The organism is Ruegeria sp. CDSA236, assembly GCF_059611285.1.
The window spans coordinates 77,714-98,813 of the sequence record NZ_JBXWPG010000003.1; the positions used below are offsets into that span (position 1 = coordinate 77,714).

24 protein-coding genes are annotated in these 21,100 nt (G+C 55.3%); 15 read left to right on the forward strand and 9 right to left on the reverse strand.

What is annotated here, in order from left to right; translation table 11 throughout:
- Positions 1-95: 95 nt before the first annotated feature.
- The gene (gene ehuR, locus AC2FLB_RS06400) at positions 96-1,490 is read right to left on the reverse strand and encodes a MocR-like ectoine utilization transcription factor EhuR (RefSeq protein WP_282022051.1); all 1,395 of its coding nucleotides are present in this window, start codon (positions 1,488-1,490) and stop codon (positions 96-98) included.
- 121 nt (positions 1,491-1,611) lie between these two features.
- Between ehuR and AC2FLB_RS06405 the strand changes: the two genes are divergently transcribed.
- On the forward strand, positions 1,612-1,890 hold the full coding sequence (locus AC2FLB_RS06405) for a hypothetical protein (protein ID WP_496708870.1): 279 nt from the start codon (positions 1,612-1,614) through the stop codon (positions 1,888-1,890).
- A 160-nt stretch (positions 1,891-2,050) separates the two neighbouring features.
- The gene (locus AC2FLB_RS06410) at positions 2,051-2,998 is read left to right on the forward strand and encodes a DMT family transporter (RefSeq protein ID WP_334223312.1); all 948 of its coding nucleotides are present in this window, start codon (positions 2,051-2,053) and stop codon (positions 2,996-2,998) included.
- A 104-nt stretch (positions 2,999-3,102) separates the two neighbouring features.
- Here AC2FLB_RS06410 and AC2FLB_RS06415 read toward each other — a convergent pair whose 3' ends face one another.
- Positions 3,103-3,498 (reverse strand): hypothetical protein, encoded by a 396-nt coding sequence (locus AC2FLB_RS06415; protein ID WP_496708871.1) that lies wholly within the window; start codon positions 3,496-3,498, stop codon positions 3,103-3,105.
- 367 nt (positions 3,499-3,865) lie between these two features.
- Here AC2FLB_RS06415 and AC2FLB_RS06420 point away from each other — a divergent pair, with 367 nt between their 5' ends.
- The 5 genes from AC2FLB_RS06420 (at position 3,866) to AC2FLB_RS06440 (ending at position 7,560) form a co-directional block, all read left to right on the forward strand.
- Complete coding sequence (locus AC2FLB_RS06420; protein ID WP_496701222.1) at positions 3,866-5,077, forward strand: caspase family protein; 1,212 nt, start codon at positions 3,866-3,868, stop codon at positions 5,075-5,077.
- The gene (locus AC2FLB_RS06425) at positions 5,071-5,913 is read left to right on the forward strand and encodes a M15 family metallopeptidase (RefSeq protein ID WP_496708872.1); all 843 of its coding nucleotides are present in this window, start codon (positions 5,071-5,073) and stop codon (positions 5,911-5,913) included. The genes AC2FLB_RS06420 and AC2FLB_RS06425 overlap by 7 nt, the downstream gene beginning before the upstream one ends.
- 46 nt (positions 5,914-5,959) lie before the next feature.
- The gene (locus AC2FLB_RS06430) at positions 5,960-6,349 is read left to right on the forward strand and encodes a hypothetical protein (RefSeq protein WP_496693006.1); all 390 of its coding nucleotides are present in this window, start codon (positions 5,960-5,962) and stop codon (positions 6,347-6,349) included.
- Positions 6,333-7,058 (forward strand): hypothetical protein, encoded by a 726-nt coding sequence (locus AC2FLB_RS06435; RefSeq protein WP_496708873.1) that lies wholly within the window; start codon positions 6,333-6,335, stop codon positions 7,056-7,058. Before AC2FLB_RS06430 ends, AC2FLB_RS06435 begins: the two co-directional genes overlap by 17 nt.
- A 397-nt stretch (positions 7,059-7,455) precedes the next feature.
- Positions 7,456-7,560 (forward strand): ubiquinol-cytochrome c reductase iron-sulfur subunit N-terminal domain-containing protein, encoded by a 105-nt coding sequence (locus AC2FLB_RS06440; RefSeq protein WP_496693031.1) that lies wholly within the window; start codon positions 7,456-7,458, stop codon positions 7,558-7,560.
- A gap of 210 nt (positions 7,561-7,770) precedes the next feature.
- Here the strand turns inward: AC2FLB_RS06440 and AC2FLB_RS06445 are convergent, their stop codons facing one another.
- The gene (locus tag AC2FLB_RS06445) at positions 7,771-8,208 is read right to left on the reverse strand and encodes a hypothetical protein (RefSeq protein ID WP_496709006.1); all 438 of its coding nucleotides are present in this window, start codon (positions 8,206-8,208) and stop codon (positions 7,771-7,773) included.
- On the opposite strand from AC2FLB_RS06445, the gene AC2FLB_RS06450 reads away from it, so the two are divergent.
- From AC2FLB_RS06450 to AC2FLB_RS06465, 4 genes are all read left to right on the forward strand, one after another.
- Positions 8,194-8,625, forward strand: a complete 432-nt coding sequence (locus AC2FLB_RS06450) for a c-type cytochrome (RefSeq protein ID WP_496693003.1) — start codon at positions 8,194-8,196, stop codon at positions 8,623-8,625. The two genes, AC2FLB_RS06445 and AC2FLB_RS06450, sit on opposite strands and share 15 nt — an antisense overlap.
- Positions 8,626-8,635: 10 nt before the next feature.
- Positions 8,636-8,977 (forward strand): copper resistance CopC family protein, encoded by a 342-nt coding sequence (locus AC2FLB_RS06455; RefSeq protein WP_281973150.1) that lies wholly within the window; start codon positions 8,636-8,638, stop codon positions 8,975-8,977.
- Positions 8,974-9,846, forward strand: a complete 873-nt coding sequence (locus tag AC2FLB_RS06460) for a CopD family protein (RefSeq protein WP_496708874.1) — start codon at positions 8,974-8,976, stop codon at positions 9,844-9,846. The genes AC2FLB_RS06455 and AC2FLB_RS06460 overlap by 4 nt, the downstream gene beginning before the upstream one ends.
- Before the next feature lie 92 nt (positions 9,847-9,938).
- The gene (locus tag AC2FLB_RS06465; RefSeq protein ID WP_425595598.1) at positions 9,939-10,292 is read left to right on the forward strand and encodes a c-type cytochrome; all 354 of its coding nucleotides are present in this window, start codon (positions 9,939-9,941) and stop codon (positions 10,290-10,292) included.
- A gap of 79 nt (positions 10,293-10,371) precedes the next feature.
- Here AC2FLB_RS06465 and AC2FLB_RS06470 read toward each other — a convergent pair whose 3' ends face one another.
- On the reverse strand, positions 10,372-11,463 hold the full coding sequence (locus AC2FLB_RS06470; protein WP_496702278.1) for an NAD(P)/FAD-dependent oxidoreductase: 1,092 nt from the start codon (positions 11,461-11,463) through the stop codon (positions 10,372-10,374).
- Between the two features lie 129 nt (positions 11,464-11,592).
- On the opposite strand from AC2FLB_RS06470, the gene AC2FLB_RS06475 reads away from it, so the two are divergent.
- Positions 11,593-11,910: a winged helix-turn-helix transcriptional regulator gene (locus AC2FLB_RS06475; protein ID WP_496708875.1), complete on the forward strand. Its 318-nt coding sequence runs from the start codon at positions 11,593-11,595 to the stop codon at positions 11,908-11,910.
- A 54-nt stretch (positions 11,911-11,964) separates the two neighbouring features.
- Here the strand turns inward: AC2FLB_RS06475 and AC2FLB_RS06480 are convergent, their stop codons facing one another.
- From AC2FLB_RS06480 to AC2FLB_RS06500, 5 genes are all read right to left on the reverse strand, one after another.
- Complete coding sequence (locus AC2FLB_RS06480) at positions 11,965-13,275, reverse strand: TRAP transporter large permease (protein WP_496702282.1); 1,311 nt, start codon at positions 13,273-13,275, stop codon at positions 11,965-11,967.
- Positions 13,272-13,811 carry a TRAP transporter small permease subunit gene (locus tag AC2FLB_RS06485; protein ID WP_496708876.1) on the reverse strand — a complete coding sequence of 180 codons (540 nt, stop codon included), beginning with the start codon at positions 13,809-13,811 and terminating at the stop codon, positions 13,272-13,274. Before AC2FLB_RS06485 ends, AC2FLB_RS06480 begins: the two co-directional genes overlap by 4 nt.
- Before the next feature lie 65 nt (positions 13,812-13,876).
- Positions 13,877-14,941 carry a TRAP transporter substrate-binding protein DctP gene (gene dctP, locus AC2FLB_RS06490; RefSeq protein ID WP_496708877.1) on the reverse strand — a complete coding sequence of 355 codons (1,065 nt, stop codon included), beginning with the start codon at positions 14,939-14,941 and terminating at the stop codon, positions 13,877-13,879.
- 198 nt (positions 14,942-15,139) lie between these two features.
- Positions 15,140-16,678 carry an aldehyde dehydrogenase (NADP(+)) gene (locus AC2FLB_RS06495; protein ID WP_496708878.1) on the reverse strand — a complete coding sequence of 513 codons (1,539 nt, stop codon included), beginning with the start codon at positions 16,676-16,678 and terminating at the stop codon, positions 15,140-15,142.
- Between the two features lie 9 nt (positions 16,679-16,687).
- Positions 16,688-17,650: a dihydrodipicolinate synthase family protein gene (locus AC2FLB_RS06500; RefSeq protein ID WP_496708879.1), complete on the reverse strand. Its 963-nt coding sequence runs from the start codon at positions 17,648-17,650 to the stop codon at positions 16,688-16,690.
- 257 nt (positions 17,651-17,907) lie between these two features.
- On the opposite strand from AC2FLB_RS06500, the gene AC2FLB_RS06505 reads away from it, so the two are divergent.
- The 3 genes from AC2FLB_RS06505 (at position 17,908) to AC2FLB_RS06515 (ending at position 21,091) form a co-directional block, all read left to right on the forward strand.
- Entirely contained in the window at positions 17,908-18,609 is a 702-nt protein-coding gene (locus AC2FLB_RS06505; RefSeq protein ID WP_496702286.1) for a GntR family transcriptional regulator, read from the forward strand.
- Positions 18,610-18,768: 159 nt separating this feature from the next.
- Positions 18,769-19,374, forward strand: coding sequence for a helix-turn-helix domain-containing protein (locus AC2FLB_RS06510; protein ID WP_281973159.1), 606 nt, complete (start codon positions 18,769-18,771; stop codon positions 19,372-19,374).
- Between the two features lie 133 nt (positions 19,375-19,507).
- Positions 19,508-21,091 carry an ABC transporter substrate-binding protein gene (locus AC2FLB_RS06515; RefSeq protein ID WP_496708880.1) on the forward strand — a complete coding sequence of 528 codons (1,584 nt, stop codon included), beginning with the start codon at positions 19,508-19,510 and terminating at the stop codon, positions 21,089-21,091.
- Positions 21,092-21,100 lie beyond the last annotated feature (9 nt).

The following is a 21,100-nucleotide window of genomic DNA, read 5'->3' on the forward strand; positions in this document are numbered from 1 at the left end:
CATATCCTCCCAGATATCACCTTCTTTGTTAGTGATGTTCCACCACATCCCGAAGATTGTACTGCGAGTCAATTATTATATTGTTGCGCTACATTCTAATAAGCGAATTGCGGCAAAGGCTCGCGTGGGCGCAAAAGTAAACCGGCCAGAAGCTTCAGAGCTTGGCGAAAACGTTCGATTTCGCGAATGCTTCCCACCGAAATGCGCACTGCATTTGTTGCGGTAGCCTTGGGAGAAAGGAATGGGCTTTCGGGGGACACCGCAACATTTAGTTCGCGGGCATGGGCGACAAAACTGTTGGAATCCCAATCTGGAGGGAGCTGCAACCAAAGATGCAAACTGGCCGGATGGCCCGTCCATTTAAAACCAGCAAGCTCTTGCGTTGCTATGTGATACCGCTTGACTATTTCTGCGCGCTGCCAATCCGCCAGCGCTTGTGCTGTGCCATCTTCCACCCAGCGTGAGGCAAGTTCGCAGATTAGCGGCGTTGCCATCCAACCAAATACGATCAGTCTCGCTGTCAAGGCAGGAAGCAAATGGTCCGGAGCAACGGCATAGCCCGCACGCAACCCGCTGACCGTGCATTTGGTGAACGTCGTCAGGTAGACCGACAGTTCTGGTGCGAACATCGAAACAGGCGGCTGGCGATCCACTGCGACCGGACCAAACGCATCGTTTTCAATAATATGCAGCCTATGTTTGCGGGCGATTGCAGCAATTTGGCGCCGACGTTCCTCTGGCATCATATGTACATTAGGGTTGGCAAGAGATGGCAATAAATACAATGCTTTAGGGGACTTATCAACGCACGCCTTTTCCAATGCATCGGGCAGGATTCCGTGCTCATCAGTTTCAAGGCCAACATGTCGGTATCCGAAATATGCGACACTCGAAACCAAGAGGTGATGCGTGACCATATCTGACAGAATGACGTCGCCAGGACGCAATATCGCAGACATTGCTGCCGACATTCCATGCGTTACCCCGTTCGTCATGAGGACTGAATCTGCATTTGTCTCAAGGCCGCAATGTGAAAGCCATTTGACTCCCGTTTTTCGGTGAGTTTCGTGGCCTACATTCGGGCGTGTAGAAAGATATATTGCCGGGTCGAGCCCGGCATGCAAAGTCCTCAGCGTTGATTGCATCGCCTCAACATGCAGGCCATTAAACAAGGGGCGCGAAATCGACATGTCGAACAAGTTTCGAGGTTCTGACTCCAACTTGAATGGCTGTCCGTCGGTTTTGTCAGTGTCGACAACATAGCTGCCACGCCCAATCTGACCATCGATCAGGTTTTGGCGACGCAGAATGTCGTAAGCTTTGCTGACGGTATTAACGCTCAACCTCAGGTCATCGGCCAGTTTCCGGTGTGTGGGTAATTTCTGTCCAGGTGACAAACTGCCGTCTTCGATCGCGCCTGCAATCATCGTGGCAAGGCTCGTATGCAGCGGTGAACTCAGCGTATCTCGGGATGGTTTCCAATTTGTCATGCGACAATAGTAACCAATTCGAATTCGCGAACAAGCAGATCAATCACCAAGAGCTTCACAGGGGTCGGAATTACAGCTTTTTCTATGTGTCTCCCTTGAAAAGAAAGTAATTGCTGTGACCGTGGATCTATCACTTAGTTTTCCTGAAGATCTCAACACGTCAGTATGCGCGGATTGTCCGGGACTGGATGAAGCCCATTGGCTTCGAGGCCAGCGCCTAAGGAACTCCATCAATGCGCCGGACCAAAGTCACGCAGTTCTACAAGAAAAGACAGAAAGTCTTCGGGCGATTCAGTTGCTCTTGGTTCATGCAAAGATGGTAAGCACGGTTCGGCATCTGAGCGTCGAGCTTGAAGACGCCTTTGCCATCGCAGCAGCAATCGAGATCAAGAGCTTGTAGACCAATTTTGAACCGGCCATCTGCTGCTGCGCATCTCATCGAACCTGCTGTTCGTTGCTAGCGCAAATTCTAACCCACCCCCAACTCGCAAGTTGAGGGATTTTTGCTCCGCGTCGCATAGAGAACAGACACGCGTTTAGCGACGTTTCTACAAGATGAGATGTCCTCGGCTGATTCCATACCTCAATCTACGGATCGCATCCTTGCAGGAGTTGCACTGATGCTTGGATTTTGCCTCACCGCTCCTTTGCTGGACGTAGCTGCAAAACTCGCGTCGGCTAGCGTACCAGTTGGGCAGATTACGGCTGCTCGCTTTGTAGTGCAGTGCGTGTTGATGGCCCCGTTCGTCTGGATAATGGGGCTGTCGTTGCATGTAGCGCGAGGCAAATTGATCGTACTCGCATTCCGCTCATTACTTTTGCTGTTCGCAACTTTTTGCTTCATTGCTGCCATCCGTGTGATGCCACTCGCCGATGCGTTGGCAATCGTGTTTGTGGCCCCGTTCATTGTCTTGTTGGTTGGTAAGTTTTACCTTGGTGAAGACGTAGGTCCGCGTCGTGTCGGGGCAGCTCTTGTCGGGTTTGTTGGAGTAATGTTCGTCATCCAGCCCAGTTTCGCGGCCTTCGGCGCGGTTGCAATAATTCCGCTTGGTACGGCAGTTGCTTTCGCTTTCTACATTCTTGTGACGCGAGGATTGTCACGTCGGATGCATCCCGTGGCTCTGCAATTCCACACTGGCCTGATTGCCAGCCTGTTTTCCATTCCAATCTTAATATTTGCGCAAGGCTCTGGTTCGGAGCTGTTCGATCCTGTTTGGCCGACAGACATCGCTTTGTTGTGGCTGTTGGGAGCTGGTTTTTTTGCAACGGTGAGCCACATGATGATGACCTATGCGCTTTCGTTCGCGCCTTCAGCCACATTGGCACCTTTGCAGTACTTTGAGCTGCCGGTAGCGACCCTGTTCGGCTATCTTGTCTTCAATGACTTTCCGAACACGCTTAGCCTACTTGGTATTGCAATCATCATCAGTGCAGGGTTGTACATGATTCATCGCGAAAGAGTCGTAGCCAGACAATTGGTCACAGAACGTGCAGCACCTCCAATCTAAAACTACTCTCTCTCGCGGCCCATTTCAGACATTTAAGCAAAGCAGAATTTGGGATCACCGCTTCCGCCGAGCTAGCCCCCGGTACATTGCACAACATCGAACGGCTACGGCCCTTCACAAACCAGCGGGAAGGCACCGATTTCCGGAATCGTGAGCGTGCCTACAGTGACGGATTTGTCTCCTTCGACAGCGGTTATCAATCGAACCGAGGCAACGATCCGACTGTATTCGGGATCGGCAAAGTCGATTACAGTACGCATATCGACATCGGCCCCCTGTGCCACGATGATTGGTATCGCACCATCGACTTCAGTAAGGCTCCAGTGTTTGCCGTCTGCGTGAATGGTCGCGCTTACAACTGCGAGACCAGGGACAGTTCCCAATCCGACATCAAATACAGCGCCTGATCCATAAGGGGCCTCGCAATACAGCCCGACAGTTGCGAATGCCGAGGTTGCCGAGAGGAGAGCTAAGAGCGTCAGTGCAGTAGTTCTGATCATGAACTTTCCTTTTCGTTCGCAATCCGGTCAAAATATATCTTTGGTTCAAAGTTCTCAATAAGCGCGTCTGAACGCAGATCAAAGAAGCAGAAACACCGGCACCCTCAAACCACTACGTTGCCCCAAATTAATGGCACCGCACGGCTGGAACTTGGCTGGTTCCAGTGAGATTCTGCGCGTCGGAGCGGACATCCAACTTCAGCGCAGCAGCGAAAGCAAAGATTTGCATCATCCATTTCTCTGGATGTCGACATTGTCAAAAATGTGGACAACGCTCCGCCCGGCTTTCTAGGTGAAGTTGGACACGACCTCACACACACGTTAGCCTTAAATTCAGAGCGGTACGACAAACGTTAAGGAGACCGTTTTGCGTTTATTTATGTGGATCGCCGCCACACTGCTATGCGGTTCGCTCGCCACTGCCGAGGAACGGCTGGCGATGGTTATTGGGATCGACAGCTATGAAAATATTAACGACCTGCAAAAGGCAGGCAATGACGCTCGAGCCGTCTCTGCCACGCTGAGCGAACTCGGATTCGTGGTCACCGAACTGATCGACCCCGAGCGGCTGGACCTGCGGCGCGGCCTTGTAGATTTCTCTCGCCAGATCAGTCCTGGAGACGAGGTCGTGTTCTACTTTGCAGGACACGGCATCGAAGTAGAAGGTCGCAATTACCTGCTGCCCACCGACGTACCCCAAGTGCGTCCGGGCGAAGAAGATTTTGTGACCGGCGAAAGCATCGCTGCTGACCAGATCCTTGATGTAATCCAGTCCCGCGGTGCGCGCGTGGCACTGATGATACTCGATGCCTGCCGCGACAACCCATTCCCCACCCAAGGTACCCGGTCCGTGGGCCGCTCGAGCGGGCTATCGCGAATGGAGCCGGCCGAAGGGGCCTTCGTCCTCTTTTCTGCCGGTACAGGCCAGACTGCACTGGACCGACTGTCGGACAATGACCCAAACCCCAACTCGGTCTTCACTCGCTCCCTGCTGGAGCGGATGACCACACCCGGCCTACCTCTGAACGAGCTAGTGCGCCTTGTGCGGACCGACGTGCGTAAACTGGCTGCCAGTGTGAACCACAACCAGTTCCCAGCTTACTACGACCAGCTACAGGGCACATTTACCTTTGAGCGCGGCGGCCCCGCCCCGCTCCCAGTAACTGTTCCAACGCCCCAACCCTCTGCCCCTCAGATCAGCCCATGCGACGCGGCACGCGCTGACTGGGAAGTGCTACAAACCACGTCTAGCACCTCCGCGCTGGAAGCGTTCATGACCATGCACGCGGGCTGCCCCATCTATGCCGCCGCTGCTCAGGACCGGATCGACACGCTCAGTGCCGCTACCCAACCCGCCGAAAGGGCCGTGGCACCAGTGCCTTCGCCGCCCAGCACCTGCGAACAGCTTTGGTACTCGCGCAACCTCATCTTTCATAACAACGGCTTCTGCTTTCAGTCCACGCGTGCGCGGGCTGCCTTTGACACAAGCCAATGCACCACTCGAAACCCGCGCCTGACAGCAGCCGAACAAGGCGAGGTGCAGCGTCTGCAAGCGCTCGAAAGGGCCAATGGATGCTAATATCGCGGCTAGTCGCTGTCTCTCTTGCGCTTGGACTCTTGCCGAGTTTTGCGCGTGCAGATGGCTGCGTCCCCCGCGATTTTCTGGCGATGCCATTACCGCAGGGTCGGTCCGCAATCGCCACAGCACTTGAGACCGCATATCCCGGCCTGACCGTCGACGAAGCAGCGAAAACGCTGACAACGGGCGGCCAGACGCTGCCACTTGGCGCGGCTCATAACGGTCCGCCGAAGGAACGGCTGGCGAACGCCTCCATCATCGACCAGTTCGCGCAGATTTATCCGTTGACCTTTGACCTCGCGGCGCGTGACACACCCTGGTTCGACCCAGGCCGCGCCCGCAACGACGCCTTCTTCCGCGCACTTTATGGGCAAACAGAAACTCAGGTTGCAGCCCGGCTCTGGCGCGCAGAATACCAGGGGCCGAAGCGCCGCGCCCGTTTTGCCTTGAACAGCCACCACTGCGCTGCACATCAATTACAAGCTGCGTTCGATGCGATGGCTGCCAGTGGTGAGGATTTTGACCCATATTTCACCCAAGTCGGCGGAAGCTTTAACTGGCGTCGTATCGCTGGCACGCCACGGCTAAGCGCGCACAGTTTTGGTATCGCGGTCGACTTCAACACGCAGCTTGGCGGCTATTGGCGCTGGTCAGGCGCTCCTGAAGGCAACGCCGGGGCCTACGAAAATCAATACCCAGTTGCGCTCGTTCAGCAAATGGAACGCTTTGGGTTTATCTGGGGAGGCAAATGGCACCACTTCGATGGAATGCACTTTGAGTACCGACCCGAACTCATCTTATACGCACGCCTCAAAACGGGTTCACAAAACAACTGAGTCGCGCTTATCCTTGTCTGTCAAGACTCCTGGGTGGACACACACAATGAAGAACCTGACATCAGCGGCCTCCATTTGCATCGCGTGTGCCCTCGTCGCACCGCCGGTTTTTGCGGATTGCGGGTTTTGCGCCGAAAAGGTCACTTTGAACGAACTGCTCGCGAAATGCTATCTCAAGCGGCTGAACGACGAACGCTTGGCGGCATCACAGAACAACTCAGAGGTGCACCTTGTTGATTTGTCCGCATGTGGTTTAGATCGCAGTGCGACTGCGCTTCCGGACGTGCAAACCGATGGAGGGGGGCCGGTGCAGCTGGACCAGGCGTTTCTAATACCCGAACCGGCGCTTGATTGTCTTGCGCGCGAGGTCGAAACCGCGCAATTCGAAAAGGACAAAACACTGACATTTGAGGTCCGCGTTGACTGCTCCAACTGACAAACGGTCGATTAGGCGTACGCGTTCCAATGATCTGGACCCGGGCGCAGCCGAACTTTCCGGTGTTCTTGAATCTGTACAGGCGGACGAGGATGTCGAACCAGGAGACGACGGCCCGCTTGGCCGCCGAATTGCCACCGCCGACACGGCCCCCGCGCCTAAAACCGCATGGGAACGAATTGAGAGCACCTTTCGCCTTTTGTCACTGATCGCTATTGCCGCCTCGGCCGGGGTCTCGGCGTTGAACTTCTATCAGGGCTACCTCGACACAAAAAAGGAGCGCTCCATCGAGTTGATGTCGGACTGGCAGAAAACCGGTGCACGCGAAACATACACCCAACTAGGCAACGTTCTGATCCCCGCAATCAAAGCTGCGGGCGAAGTACCCGCGGACTTGCCCGAGCGAGCACGGCAACTGGCCCGTAAGCAGATCGGTGCGAACCTATTGGAAAATCTCAAAACAGGCGATGCAGATACACTCAAAGAAATCGAAGCGCAGATCGACACAGTAGTTGTGTTTTTCAGCGAGGTTGAATTTTGTTTACGTGCCGACCTTTGCAATACTCCTTTGCTCAAAGACTATTTTGGCACGGAAGTGACCTTATTTTGGGACTATTTTCAGGCCTACGCCTTTGAACAACGCGCCGGTCTATACCCAACCTACGGGGACGCGGTAGAAGCGCTGGCTATCAGCTTTGCAAGCCCATGAACGACGTTACGAAACGGCGCATATACTGAGGACCAACTTTTCCCAATAAAGATAATGTCGGCCCAAAAGAGACATTCCCCACCCGCGCGCGATGCTACGTTCGCAACCAGCGCTGCCCACCCCAGCCAGACACCGCAGCGCGTCAGACATGAGTTTCGCCAGAATATCGCCGGTAGCCGGCCAGACCGATGCTCTCGCCAGCAAGGGCAGTTACAACATCTGGATCAATACACAAACTCACGCGTCGATGAGCAGGTCTTGGGAAACCATATTTCCGACTTGGAGTATTTGCTGCGAGAGTGGCGAGAAGACCTCGACTATTCGACGGATTGAAATGCAGCAAATCGAACAACGGCCAATGCACAAAGCAAATACGATGTGACTAACCTTCCAGAAGATTGATGCGACCACTGAATCCCAACGTAAGTTCCTCTACTATGCGATCGTCGGCGTTGGCACTGCTGCGACCTGTGTTGCCGTTTGGCCGCTAATCAGTTGCTAGGCCCGACTGATAGAAATCAAAATAGACCCGGACTCTCTGCATCTGATGAAAATCGCGTGTCGGACAAGAGCGGCGAATTCCCCATCACGGAAATCAGCGTTGTAATTTCCTTTAGAACGGCGTGGCGCATAATGAAGCCGCAGGCGTTGTCTTGTGTGTTCCGCTGCATTAGCGTCCGGAATCATGGTCATCCGACGATACACATTTGCGCTATTGACGAGTCTTCTGGTCATTCTCGCCGGATTTGGTGGCGAGTCTCATGCCTGCGTCGGGCTTCACTGCGGGGACCATATGCAATCGGCAGGACACTCCGCCGCGGTGAAAAGCATCCCTGACATCTCGGCCCAAAGCAGCCATCACGACACGGATAATGCCGGTACCGGAGAGTGTAACCCCTTGCTTTGCCAAGCCGTCGTACTGATCTCGCAGAACAGCCAAGTCGTGTGGAATCAATATCAGCTTGACCGAGAGTTCCAGATTGGATCCCAATCCAAGTTGACTGAACCAGATAGCCCCTACAGACCCCCTGACCTTTGAAGCTGCCAAGATCCGCGCGCGCCTAAGTGACCGGCCCTTGCGGCTGTTTGCGATGTGCCGCAGCACTTCCAGCCTCCACAAAGTCAGGTTCAACCCATGAAGAAAAGTCACTTGTTAATCGGCGCTTGCGTCGTCTCGGCTGTTGCCGCTTTCATAGTTTTTCGTTCAGACCCAATCGAAGAATCCAGCCTTCAGGCGACAGTTTCAAGAGTCGACCTAGTCGCAATTCAGATGCCACCTATTGAGGGCAATGCAGCAATCGGCCAGCGGGTCTTTGATGCCTCCTGTGCCACTTGCCACGGAGTCAATGCGGTCGGAATTGACGGCGCAGGACCGCCACTGATCCACAAGATATACGAACCTAGTCACCACGCTGATGAAGCGTTTCAGAGGGCGGTTTCACAGGGTGTAAGAAGTCACCATTGGCAGTTTGGAGACATGCCGCCCGTCGACGGCTTGACGCGAGGTGACGTCGCTATGGTGATCGCCTACATTCGTGAAATCCAGCGCGCCAACGGAATAAATTGAGGATAGGCCCATGAAGAAGATTGTAATGCTTATACTCTTGGCTGCGCTCCCCAGTTTTGCGCTGGCGCATTCCAAGGTCACAGAAACAACACCTGCAGACGGAACCACAGTAACGACTGTGCCTGCTGAAGTTGGCCTCAATTTCTCGAAAGACATCCGGCTGACCCGGATAGAGATGGCACACGAAGAACACGGGGCAGTACGACTGGATTTGGGCGACCAGGCAAGATTTGCTCAGAAGTTCAAAATTCCATTGCCAGGCAATGGCGCGGGCACCTATGTCATCGAGTGGCGCGGTTTAGGTGAGGACGGTCATGCGATGCAGGGCGCGTTTACCTTTACTGTGGAATGAGCATGCCAGACATCTGGGGAATTGCTGCAATCCTCGCAAAGCTAGCACTCTATATCGGCTTTGCGGGGGCCACTGGCCTTGTGGTCGTTAAGTGTCTCTATTCCAGCTTGGTCACACCGATAAGCCTGGCGATGAAACGCCAATCCATGGCCTTGGCATGGCTTGCTCTCATTGCGACGGCACTGGGGTTCATGCTTCGTGGAGCCCTCTTGACGGGCGGAGCGGATGGGCTGGTCGACCCCGAGATGCTTGGATTACTCTGGCAGACATCCGTAGGCGATGTATTTGTTTATCGAGTGATAGGCGCAGCAATGATCCTTGTCGGATTGTCTGTTCCGCGCTTTGGTTTAGGGATCGCACTTGTGGGTGGCACGATGGCTCTGTGGTCCTTTGCACAGATCGGGCACCTATCGGATCTAGAGAATTTTGGTACCCAACTCTTGTTACTAGCACACCTGCTCTGTGTAGCTTTCTGGGTAGGCATCTTCAGCCCGCTGCGGAGTATGGCTCTTCAACCTGAGCAAATTGCAGCTGCTGCTGCACTTGGGCATAGGTTTGGCCAAGCTGCGGCACTGATGGTACCCGCATTGATCGTCGCAGGTTTCTGGATGGCTTTGTTGCTTGTTGGTGATATCCGAGCGCTCATTTCCACTGGTTATGGGCAGGCCCTGTTGCTCAAAGTACTATTTGTAGGGCTGCTATTGATCCTAGCCGCCGCGAACAAGCTTCGATTTGTTCCGGCAATGCTGGACGGAGATACCAAGGCAGCGCAGCACCTCGCCCGATCCATCGAAGTTGAGGCGCTGATCGTTCTGGCGGTGCTGACAACTACGGCTACACTAACAACCGTTCTGACGCTTCCGAATTGAGGTAGGTGGAGATGACCAGGCACTTATTTATTTTGGTCCTATGCAGCATTTATTCCAGCGTTGCCGCGGATCATACGTTTACAGACAGAGACGTGGCGAATGGACAGAGGCTCTACGTAGATCAATGCGCCGCGTGCCACGGCGTTAACCTGGAAGGCCAACCCAACTGGCAAACACCGGGTGAAGACGGTGTGTTGCCTGCTCCACCACATGACGTGACCGGGCACACATGGCACCATGATAGCCTGCTTTTGTTTGACTACACCAAATTCGGCGGTGCAAAGACACTGGCCGCACGCGGCGTCAAGAATTTCAACAGTGGCATGCCAGGTTTCGAAGGCACTTTGACTGATGACGGTATTTGGGATGTTCTGGCCTATATCCGTTCCACATGGCCGAAAGATATTCAGCAGGTACAAGCCAGTCGCAACCTCGCACACGACTAGAGGCAGGCCAACACGATTATCACAGACATCATCTGTGCGGGATACCTGAACGTTAGCAAATCGCAATGTTCAGGAGGAACTATTTTCCGGAGCTCGAAATCCCAAAAGCCTTTCGATATTTGGGAATGAAAATATCTTTCCCCTTTATCTTGCGTGTGATCCAGTCACCCACTGTCGCAAAAAGCCAACTGCTGCCGATGACTGGGCCAAGGGGCACCAGAATGGGTGCTTTTTTCCAGGGCGCGTAGGGTTTTTGACTTTCAACGGGTGCGCCCTCGATTACTTTCTTAAGCGTTTTGATCAGCCACGGATTCTGCCGTGCCGTTGCTACGATTGTCATTCCGTCGCCAATGTCGGCAATGTCACCGCCGACGAAGACATTCGGATAGCTTGACGGTCGCAACCATTTGTCGGTTTTGACCCTACCCAATGCATCAGCCGACACGCCCGGAAGGCTTTGAACCAAAGACGATTGGGGTTTCGATCCAACCACCGGAAATATAAGATCTGCCGCAATCACTCTACCGTCGGTCAAGCTCACGGATCCTTCGTAGGGCCGATCCAAATGGCGTAAATCCTGCGCCCTCTGGCCGAGAATGACAGTGACGCCCAGCCGTTCCAACTTACCTTTGAGCTGCGCGCCTAGCTTGGCCGGGTACTTGGGAAACAAGGTATCATCCGACGAAACCAGGGTGATGGATTTACCCGGATGTGCCGAGGCTGTTTCGCCCGCAAGCTCTGTACCGACAGCGCCTGCCCCTACGATCACAACTGAATTCGCCTTGGCCAGTTGCGCGCTGACGTCTTTGCTCGCTTGCTGAAAATCCGCAATGCTGCCACCCGACGGCTTGAACGGCGCTGCATAGGATGATCCGGTGGCGATCAGGATATAGTCCGCCGGAAAGACAGCTCCAGATTCTAAAGTGACCTCGGTTTCAGAAACCGAAACGGCGCGCCCGCGCACGACCTTACCCGATTGCAGCAGATTGTCGTATGGCAGGATGATCTGGTCCAGCAAGGCGGGTTCAACCAGCGCGCGGATCGCTGCAGGCGGATGCACGAACGCTTCGCGTTGCTCAATCAGGGTGACGTCCGCGCAAGCGTCCAGTTCCCGGGCAACTTCAAACCCGACATAGCCCCCGCCAATGATCACAATTTTCTTCTTCGCCATAGGGTCCCCCCGTTGCGGCATAACGTTCTGACCACTATCTAAAATTGCACGTTCACACGAACAAGTACGGTCATCTAGGATACTGCCTTGAAACATGATGAGTTATAGGATCATTGTCAGATCGAAGCATTGATCTCGGCGATCTCAGGTCGATGGAAGCTGTTGATCATCTACTGGCTTTCGCAGGGGGACTGCCGGTTCAACCAGCTTCAGCGAAACCTCGGGCGCATCACACATCGAACGTTAACGCGCCAGCTGACCGAGTTGCAGACGACGGGCTTTGTCTCTCGCAAAGACTTCAAGACCATACTGCCGCATGTCGAATACAGCCTCACACCTCTGGGTCAAAGCCTGCTTCCACTGCTGTATGAGATGCATCAATGGGCGGCGCAGAATGCGGACAAGTTACCGGAACCGAAAGATCTTTCGAAACAACTAGGGCGATGACCCAGCCCCTTGAACCGGGGCCAGGCATCTGAAGGGGTAAGACCAAGATCTATGTCAAAGACCGACCAATATCTCTGGCAACCATGTCGCCACTTCGGGGATCAGGATGATGACCACAAGAACCAGCATTTGCGCCCCTACAAAGGGCAACACGCCGCGATACATCTGCCCATAGCTCATGTCACGCGGAGCGATTGATCGAAGATAGAAAATCGACGGTGCCATTGGCGGTGTCAGATACGAAGTCTGAATCACCACTAGAACCATCATGGCAAACCAGATCGGATCAATTCCGGCGGATTTCACGATCGGGGCAAAGATCGGAATGAAAATCAGAACGATCGACACCCAGTCCAGTACAAAGCCCGCGAAAAAGACCACCAACAAAAAGAATGCGATGATACCGGCATTGCCATACCCGATCCCGGCAACGGTATCGCGCACCAGCTGTCCGCCTCCGGTGACCGCAAAGATGCTGGTGAACATCGTTCCTCCGGCCACGATCAACATGATCATAGCGGTGATGCGCAGGGTCACATTCAGTGCCTCGGACATCAGTTTCAGGTTTAGTTCCCGAAACATCAAAGCCAGCAGGATCGTACCGGCGGCCCCGACTGCGGCAGCTTCGGTGGCCGAGGCAACACCGGCCAGAAGCGAGCCCAGCACCAGGACAATCAATGCCAGCGGGGGCAACAATGCCGTCAACGTCACCTTCATCTTACGGCCGGTTGGCATCGCGCGCTCTGCCTGTGGCAACGGAGGAGCGTCAGCAGGTCGGACCATGCTGCGCACCAAAATATAAAGCACGAAGAACACCACCATCAGCAAGCCGGGCAGGATAGATGCGGCAAACAGCTTGCCAATCGACAGCTGCGCAATCGACGCATAGACGACCACAATGACCGAGGGTGGAATTATTGTCCCCAGTGAGCCCCCTGCACAGATTGTTCCCGCGATGAGGTCATTACGATAACCCGCTTTGGTCATGGCTGGGATGGCCATCAACCCCACAACTATCTCGACCGCACCTACAACGCCGGATGCGGCGGCGAAAACTGCGCACATTGCAATCGTCGACAGCGCCAATCCACCGGGCAAGCCGCCCAGCCACAACTGCAGTGCAAAGAACAGACGTTTCGCGATCCCCGAACGCTCAAGTATCGCCCCCATGAAAATGAACAGAGGGATTGCTGCCAGTACGAAATTCGAAGCCGTATGAAGCAGCGGACCATAAAGCTGCAAAAAGATCAGCTCACCGAACACCATGTAGCCAAAGGCGACGGAGATGATGATGAGCGAAAAGGCCACCGGCACTCCGGCAAAGACCAACACAAAAAGGGCTGCAAACATCAGTAATGGTGTCATTGGTTTTCTTCCATGCCGTCCAGTTCGCCCGGTGCCTCACCAGGGTTCTTGCGCCCCGAAAGCAACTTGATCGCCTCAGCCAGGAATTGCAGCGCCAAGGCCGCCAGACCAACGGCGATGACCGTGTAAAACGGCCAAACAACCGGCGCCCAGGGGCTGACGCTTTCGACCTCTCCGGTGTTCAGTGCTTTCCAGGCTTTTTTGCTTGCAACCCAGGCAAAGATGGTCGTGATCGGTGTCATGACCAACAGAAAGACAGCACCGTTCAACAGCTGCTGCGCCCGCATCGGCATACGCTGAGACAGAAAGTCGATCCTGACATGCACGTCACAGCGCAGGGCATAAGCCGCCCCAAGCAGAAAAACCGAACCGTTCAGCATGTACGAGATATCAAACGCCCAAAGCGTCGGCGCACCAAACGCATAGCGAGCAACAACCTCGTACAGCATTGCCACGATCAGGGCAAAAATTACGCATCGACCCAGCAGGGCCAGCGCCCCGGCAATCGCGTCGATGACTCTGAGAATAGTGGTCATGTATGTCCCCGGAAACGGATGACCGGCACGAATATCCGGTCATCCAACCAATGTCAGGGCAGAGCCTATTCGGCGCTGTCGCGAACCAAATAACCCGAATTCTCGGCCCAGTTCGCTTGATAGGTGAGGTAGCTGTCCAGAACCTCTTGCATCCGGGCGCTTCCGTCTTCGGCTTTTTTGGCAGCCTGGCTACGGGCCCAATCGCGCCCGGCGGCGCGGATCTTTTCGGATTCCGCTGGTACCATGTTGATGATTTCAACTTTGGTATCGCGGAAGGCAGCCATGGCTTGAATGTCCGCGTGACCGAAATGTGTGAAGCTTTCGTATGTTGTCAGCTTGGCCGCTGCGGTAACCTGAAGCTTGATATCCTCGGGCAGAGCATCCCAAGTTTCCTGTTTGACGAAGACTTCCCACAGAAAGGACGGCTGATGCACGCCGGGCATGATCATATAGGGCGCAACCTCGTGGAAACCTTCAGAGATATTGCCTCCTGGTGTCGACCATTCGACCGCGTCCACACCCTTACGCTGCAGCAAAGTGTAGATTTCATTTCCCGGGACAACCGTCGGAACGCCGCCAAAGCTTTCCTGTAGAACAGCGGCCCATGCGCCCGAGGTCCGGTATTTGACGCCCTTCAGATCGCTGGTTGTTTCGATCTTGACGTTCGAATGCGCCATCACTTCGGACGTACCGACCCCAACGACCAGCGTGTGCAGACCCATTTCTTCGCGGCGGAAATCCTGCAGCATCTGCTCACCGCCGCCTTCATAGATCCAGTGCAGGGTCGCCTCGCCGGACATGCCACCGGGGAAGCTGGCGAAAACGGCATTGGTCGGGTCCTGGTTTACCAGATAAGACGGCGTGGAATGTCCGGCTTCGACGATGCCGTCCTGAACTACTTCATACGCCTTGAAGGCCGGGGCCAGAACGCCCGCGCCAAAAGGTTGGACATGCATGCGCCCCGCGGTCAGTGTGTCCACATTAGCCGCAAATCGTTCCATGAAGTTCTGGTAAAAGAATGAACCTTCACCAATCGCTGCGGTCATCTTCCATTCAATTTCTGAGGCGCTTGCGGGCATTGCAAGCGTGGCTGTTACCGCCAGGGCGGCAAAGTTCGAGAAGAGTTTCATCTTGTCCTCCTGTTATGGGCCAAAGCCCGATTTTGCACGTCGAATGACGCGGAATTTCCGGTGATCTGCTTCTATGGCAGAGTGTTGCGGATGATACGGAACAGCCGATCTTGGTGTCCCTGCCCGGCCCCGTTCACCGGGGCCAAAGCCTTTGATATGGCCGAGGAAATTTCTAGCCTCTGCCCTGTGGTTCACCGCTTATTGCGTCGAGCCTTCCAGATCTTCGGGGCTGAGTGCGGCGGGCATGTTCTGATATGCTACGGGTCGCAGCCAACGGCGAATGGCCATTGTGCCGACGCTTGTTGCGCCGAAATTCGTGCTGGCAGGATAAGGCCCCCCGTGGACCATGGACCCCACCACCTCGACCCCGGTTGGGAAGCCGTTGAACAGCAACCGCCCGGCCTTGCGCTCCAGAATCGGGAAGAGTTGCTGCGCCAGCGCAGTGTCGCTGTCATCCATCTGGATCGTGGCGGTAAGTTGCCCGTCCAGCTGGGCTGACAAGGCAACCATCTCTTTTTCCGAGCTGACGCGCACAATCAGCGATGCGGGCCCAAACACTTCTTCGCTGAGGCTGGGATCAGCCAGAAACGCTTCGGCATCGGTTTCGAATAGCGCCGGTTCAGCTGAACGGCCTGCCGTGGAACCTTGATGGATCGTGCGCACGGCAGGATGTTCGGCCAAATGCGATTGGCCGGATCGAAATGCCTCGGCAATCCCATCGGTCAGCATGGTCTGTGACGGCACTGTACTCAGGGCACTCGCAGCAGCATCGATAAATTGGTCAGCATCATCGCCTGTGATCATCACGGCAACGCCCGGATTGGTGCAAAACTGCCCTGCCCCCATGGTCATCGACCCCGCCCAGGCTTTGCCGATCTCTTCACCTCTGGCGACCATAGCGTTTGGAAGAACAAACATCGGATTGACCGAGCCCAATTCACCAAAGAACGGGATCGGGTCTGGGCGGCTTGCGCAGAGGTCAAACAGCGCCCTGCCTCCGGCCAGCCCACCGGTAAAGCCCACGGCACGGATTGCCGGATGCTTTACCAATGCTTCTCCGATGCTGCGGTCCCCACCTTGCACCAATGAGAATACGCCGTCGGGCATACCGATCGCCCTGGCCGCCGCGTGGATGGCATCAGCGACGATTTCGCCGGTGCCCGGATGGGCGGGGTGGCCTTTGACCACGACCGGGCAACCTGCGGCCAGTGCCGATGCGGTGTCACCTCCGGCAACCGAAAATGCCAAGGGGAAGTTCGAGGCGCCAAAAACAGCCACCGGGCCAACCGGGCGCTGCATCATCTTGATGTCAGGACGTGGGGCGGGTTGGCGATCCGGCATCGCCAGATCATGGCGGCGCTCTAGATACGCACCATCCTGGACGAATTCGGCAAACATGCGCAACTGACCAACCGTGCGTCCCCGCTCGCCTTGAAGACGCATCTCGGGCAGACCGGTTTCTGCACTGCCAATGCTGGTGATGGCCTCGGCACGGGCCTCGATCTCATTCGCGATAGCATTCAGGAACCTGGCCCGATCCCCTCGGCTGCGATTGGCGTAATCTCCAAAGGCGGCCTCGGCCAGGGTACAGGCCTGATCAACCAACTCAGGCGTTCCCGCAGCAAAGTTGCTCCCCTCACCCGAAACGGGGCTGGAGGCAAAGCTTTCATCAGCTCCAACCCACCGACCGCCAATCAAGTGCTGACCGCGAAAAACATATCCATTATTCAACGACATACCCAATCCTCACGCTGCATTTTGCGCCGAAGAACCGGCCTGACTGCTCCAGTTCTCGTACCAGGTACGGAACAGTATGAACTGTTGTTCAACATAGCCGCGCTGGCTGTCAGTAAGGGCATCTGTTTCGTTGAAATGATGCGTGTATTCGGGATGACCCGTCATAACCATTAAGTGTTTGTAGTAGAGCACAAGATCGGTGCCTTCGTCGAAGGACGACAAAACGCCCAAAGCCGCCTCAAGCTCCAACGCCCGGGCACGCGCGTTGGCATTGCCCTTGGCCGCCGCCTGACACAAATCCACCAGATGCAGAATCTCATCGGGCAGCACATTCCCGATCCCAGTGATGGCGCCGGTTGCGCCACAATTCACGATCCCGTGGAACACCGCGGTATCCACGCCGACCATCAGGGAAACATTGTCATCACCGCTGGTGATGTTTTCGGACGCATAGCGCAGATCTTCGGCGCCGCCGAATTCCTTGTAACCGATCAGGTTCGGGTGGTCCTTGCGCAGATCAAAGAACAGGTCCGCACGGGTGGTAAATCCGTAATAAGGGCTGTTGTAGATCACTGCGGGAAGATCCGGTGCTGCGGCCAGAATGCCTTTGAAGTGGTGCCGCTGCGCAGTCATGGACGCGCCGCGTGACAGTACACGGGGAATGACCATCAAGCCGCTGGCGCCCACTTTCTGCGCGTGTGCGGCATGCTGGATTGCCAAGGCCGAATTGATCGCGCCTGTTCCCACGATCACCGGGATACCAGCCCCGACCAACGCCTCGACGCCCTGCATACGTTGCGCATCGGTCAAAAGGGGCCAATCACCCATCGAGCCACAATAGACAACCGCGGACATGCCCGTCTCGATCAGCTCATGACCTTTACGCACAAGCGCCTCAAAGTCAGGACTGCGATCCGCGCGACAGGGCGTCATCAGGGCCGGGATGCATCCGGAAAAGACATTCGGGTTCACGATTTGGGTCTCCGTATTTTTTTGCCGGGCCGGTGGATTGCCCCACCGGGTTAGGGATTCGTGTAATCTTGCCGTCAGTCTACTTTAAATATTTTATTTGTCGACAAATTTTCGACAAGAAGGAATAAGGCCCTAAAATACGTGAAAACAACCGGTTTTTGGCTGGGATTAACACTCGACTTAGCACCGGTACGTGTGGCAAAATTGATGTGCGAACGCAGATGGACCGCGATCCAGCGGCTAGGGAATGCTCTGACATGGAAAAACGAAAGCCGGTCGAAGCCGGCCGCAAACGTGGATCAGGCGTTCAGTTCGTCTATGAAACCCTGCGGGACGAAATCATCGACCTCGCCCTTGCGCCCGGCAGCGCCATAGACGAGGCCAAGCTGAGCGAGCGGTTCTCGATGTCGCGCACCCCGATCCGTGAAGCCCTTGTCAGGCTGACGTCGGAAGGGTTGGTGGCGACACTGCCAAACCGCGCGAGCATCGTGGCGCCCATAGACTTTTTGAATCTTCACACATTCTTTGATGCGATGACCCTGATGTATCGCGTTACAACCCGGCTGGCCGCCGAATACCGAACGGACCAGGATCTGTGCGACATTCGCATGCGGCAGCAGGAATTTTCGGATGCAGCTGCCAAAAATGACGTTCTGACCATGATCGCAAAAAATGCAGAGCTTCATAATGCAATCGCCAAAGCAGGGCGCAACCCATATTACGAAAGCCTGACGCGCAGATTGCTGAACGAAGGGCAACGGATCATGCGGCCCTATTATTCGTCTTTTGGGGATCGGTTACCGGATCGGTATTCCCTGGAACACGACGACATAATCGCAGCTATAGCGGCCCAGGACATCACCGAGGCCGACCGATTGGCGAGCGCCCATGCGGAACAAATCGTACAGAACATCCGCGACATGATCTCGGCGGATCGGCGTCACGCTATCAAACTCTGATTTTGTTTCGCTAGATACTAAGCCGTTGGAAAAATTGAGGGGTTTGAAGGCTTATATCCAGATCTTCCCAAATAAATTTACCTCTGCTAAAAAAAATTTTGATATTTCCTCTGCGATCCGGTTGAATGCGCGGCAACCCACGATTCCGGGAGACAGGGAATGAACGCAGCAAACGCGCGCGACAAATCAAAGCCGAAGGGCACGCCGACCGAGCTGGGGCAGGCAATTCGCAGGCGGCGCAAGGCGATGGGCCTGACTTTGGACAAGGTCGCACAGACCTCTGATCTGACAACGGGCTTTCTGTCTCAGGTCGAGCGCGGCCTGAGCTCACCCTCGCTGACCTCGCTGATGGCGATTGCCGCTGCACTTCAAACCAGCATCGAAAAGCTGCTCAGCGTACCCGAGGTGTTCAGCGAATATGTGGCAAAGGACAACCGCCAGACATATTCCCTGGGTATGCGGGGCAGGTTTTATGAGAAGCTGGGCCCTGGTTTTACCGGTGCATTGTTCAACCCACAGATCGTTCATCGCCCCCCGGGGCACGTTTCCGAAAAGATGCGGCATGAGGGCGAGGCGTTTTGCTATCTGATCTCGGGACGGCTTGAATATCACCTTGGTGACAAGGTTTTCATTATGTCGCCAGGTGACGTCGTTCACCACGACACATCTACCCGTCATTTCTCAGTCGTATTGGGGGACGTAGAAGCCGTAGAGCTTTGGGTAACAACCTCTCCGATCAATGATTCCGGCTTTGTGGCAAGTTAAATTGACCAACCGAACAGAGGTCAGCCTAAATACATTTGGCCATTTTTCACCCACTACTAAAAAAAGCTTTAGTATTGTTAAGAATCGGATATGGTCGCCCCGAGCATGAATTCATTCTGCGGGAGGACTGATTATGAAATTGAAGACGGTTTTGGGACTAACCGTTGCCGCCACCCTGGCCATGCCTGCTTTGGCACAGGAAAGAGGCGGCACACTCAACTTTGCACGCTATGACGGGTCGCGCCTGATTGATCCGATCTATGCGGATCGCAACCCTGATATCTGGATGGTCGGCAGCCTGTTCGACACCCTGCTGCGGAGCAGTGCCGACGGCAATTCCGTCGAACCCGGCCTTGCTGAGACCTATACAGTCTCTGACGATGGTAAAACGGTTTCGCTGACCCTGCGCGAGGGGATCAAATTCGCAAACGGTACGCCCATGTCAGGTGACGACGTAGTCTTTTCCCTCGACCGAGCGCGCAATCCCGACCTGAGCCCCTGGGCTGGCTTGCTGGGTGCGATCGACGCGGTTACCGCCGATGGAAACGCGATCACGGTTGCCCTTGGCAGCCCGGATCCAACCATCCTGTCCATGCTGGCCACATTCAACACGGCAATCGTGTCCAAAGCGGCCTTTGAGGCCGCAGAAGGTGCAACAGATCAGGAAAAATCCGCTGCGATATTTGCCGCCACAGCCGCCGGAGTAGGCTCTGGCCCCTTCTATCTGTGTGGCTTTGAACAAGGTGCATCGATGGATTTCTGCGCCAATGAAAACTATTGGCGCATGGGCGCAGACGGCAAAGCTCTGCCGTATCTGGATGCCGTACATTTTGAGATCATCCCGGATGACGCTACCCGCATCCTGAGTTTGCAGGCCGGAGAAGTTGATGCCGCAGAATTCATACCATTCAGCCGTGTGGCCGAGCTGGAGCAGGATTCCAACATCAACATGAACCTCTATCCGTCGACGCGGATCATCTATTCGCCAATCAATACGCGCGATAGCCGAGCCGATGGTTCTGCCAACCCACTGGCCGACGCCCGCGTCCGGCAGGCGCTGAACTATGGCACCAACAAAGAAGCGTTGATCGGGCTGGTACTGCATGGCGCGGGTCAACCGATGAGCTCGCCGTTGATGGCCAAGGCTACCCAATATGCCGCCGACATGACCCCGCTCTATGGCTATGACGTGGACAAGGCCAAGGCATTGTTGGCCGAGGCCGGGTTTGCCGATGGAACCGAAATCACCTTTACCACGCTGGCAGGTTCTGCGGACGATGCGACCATCTTTGCGGCGCTTCAGCAGATGTGGGCTCCTCTGGGCGTCGATCTTGTGGTCGAGCAAGTGGACGGCGCAACACGCGGCGCAAAGAACCGATCAGGTGAGTTTGACATTCACACCTATGGCTGGGTCAACGATGTAAATGATCCCAGTCAGGTGGTGGGCTGGCTGGGCCACACACCCACGGCCAAGGCGGTAGGAACCGGCTGGGAAAACGCCGAGTTTAACACCCTGTTCGACGAAGCCGCCGGTGAAATGGACGCCGAGGCGCGCAAAGCGAAATTCGCCCGAATGCAAGAGCTATATGCCGAGGCAGCCCCCCTGCTGTTCATGTATGAGACCCCCTTTGCCGTTGCAGTTGGCTCGGCTGTCGAAGGCTATGTCCAGACCCCTCTGGGCAACAATATCTTCGATCAAGCAACCGTCAGCCGCTAAGGTAAGACC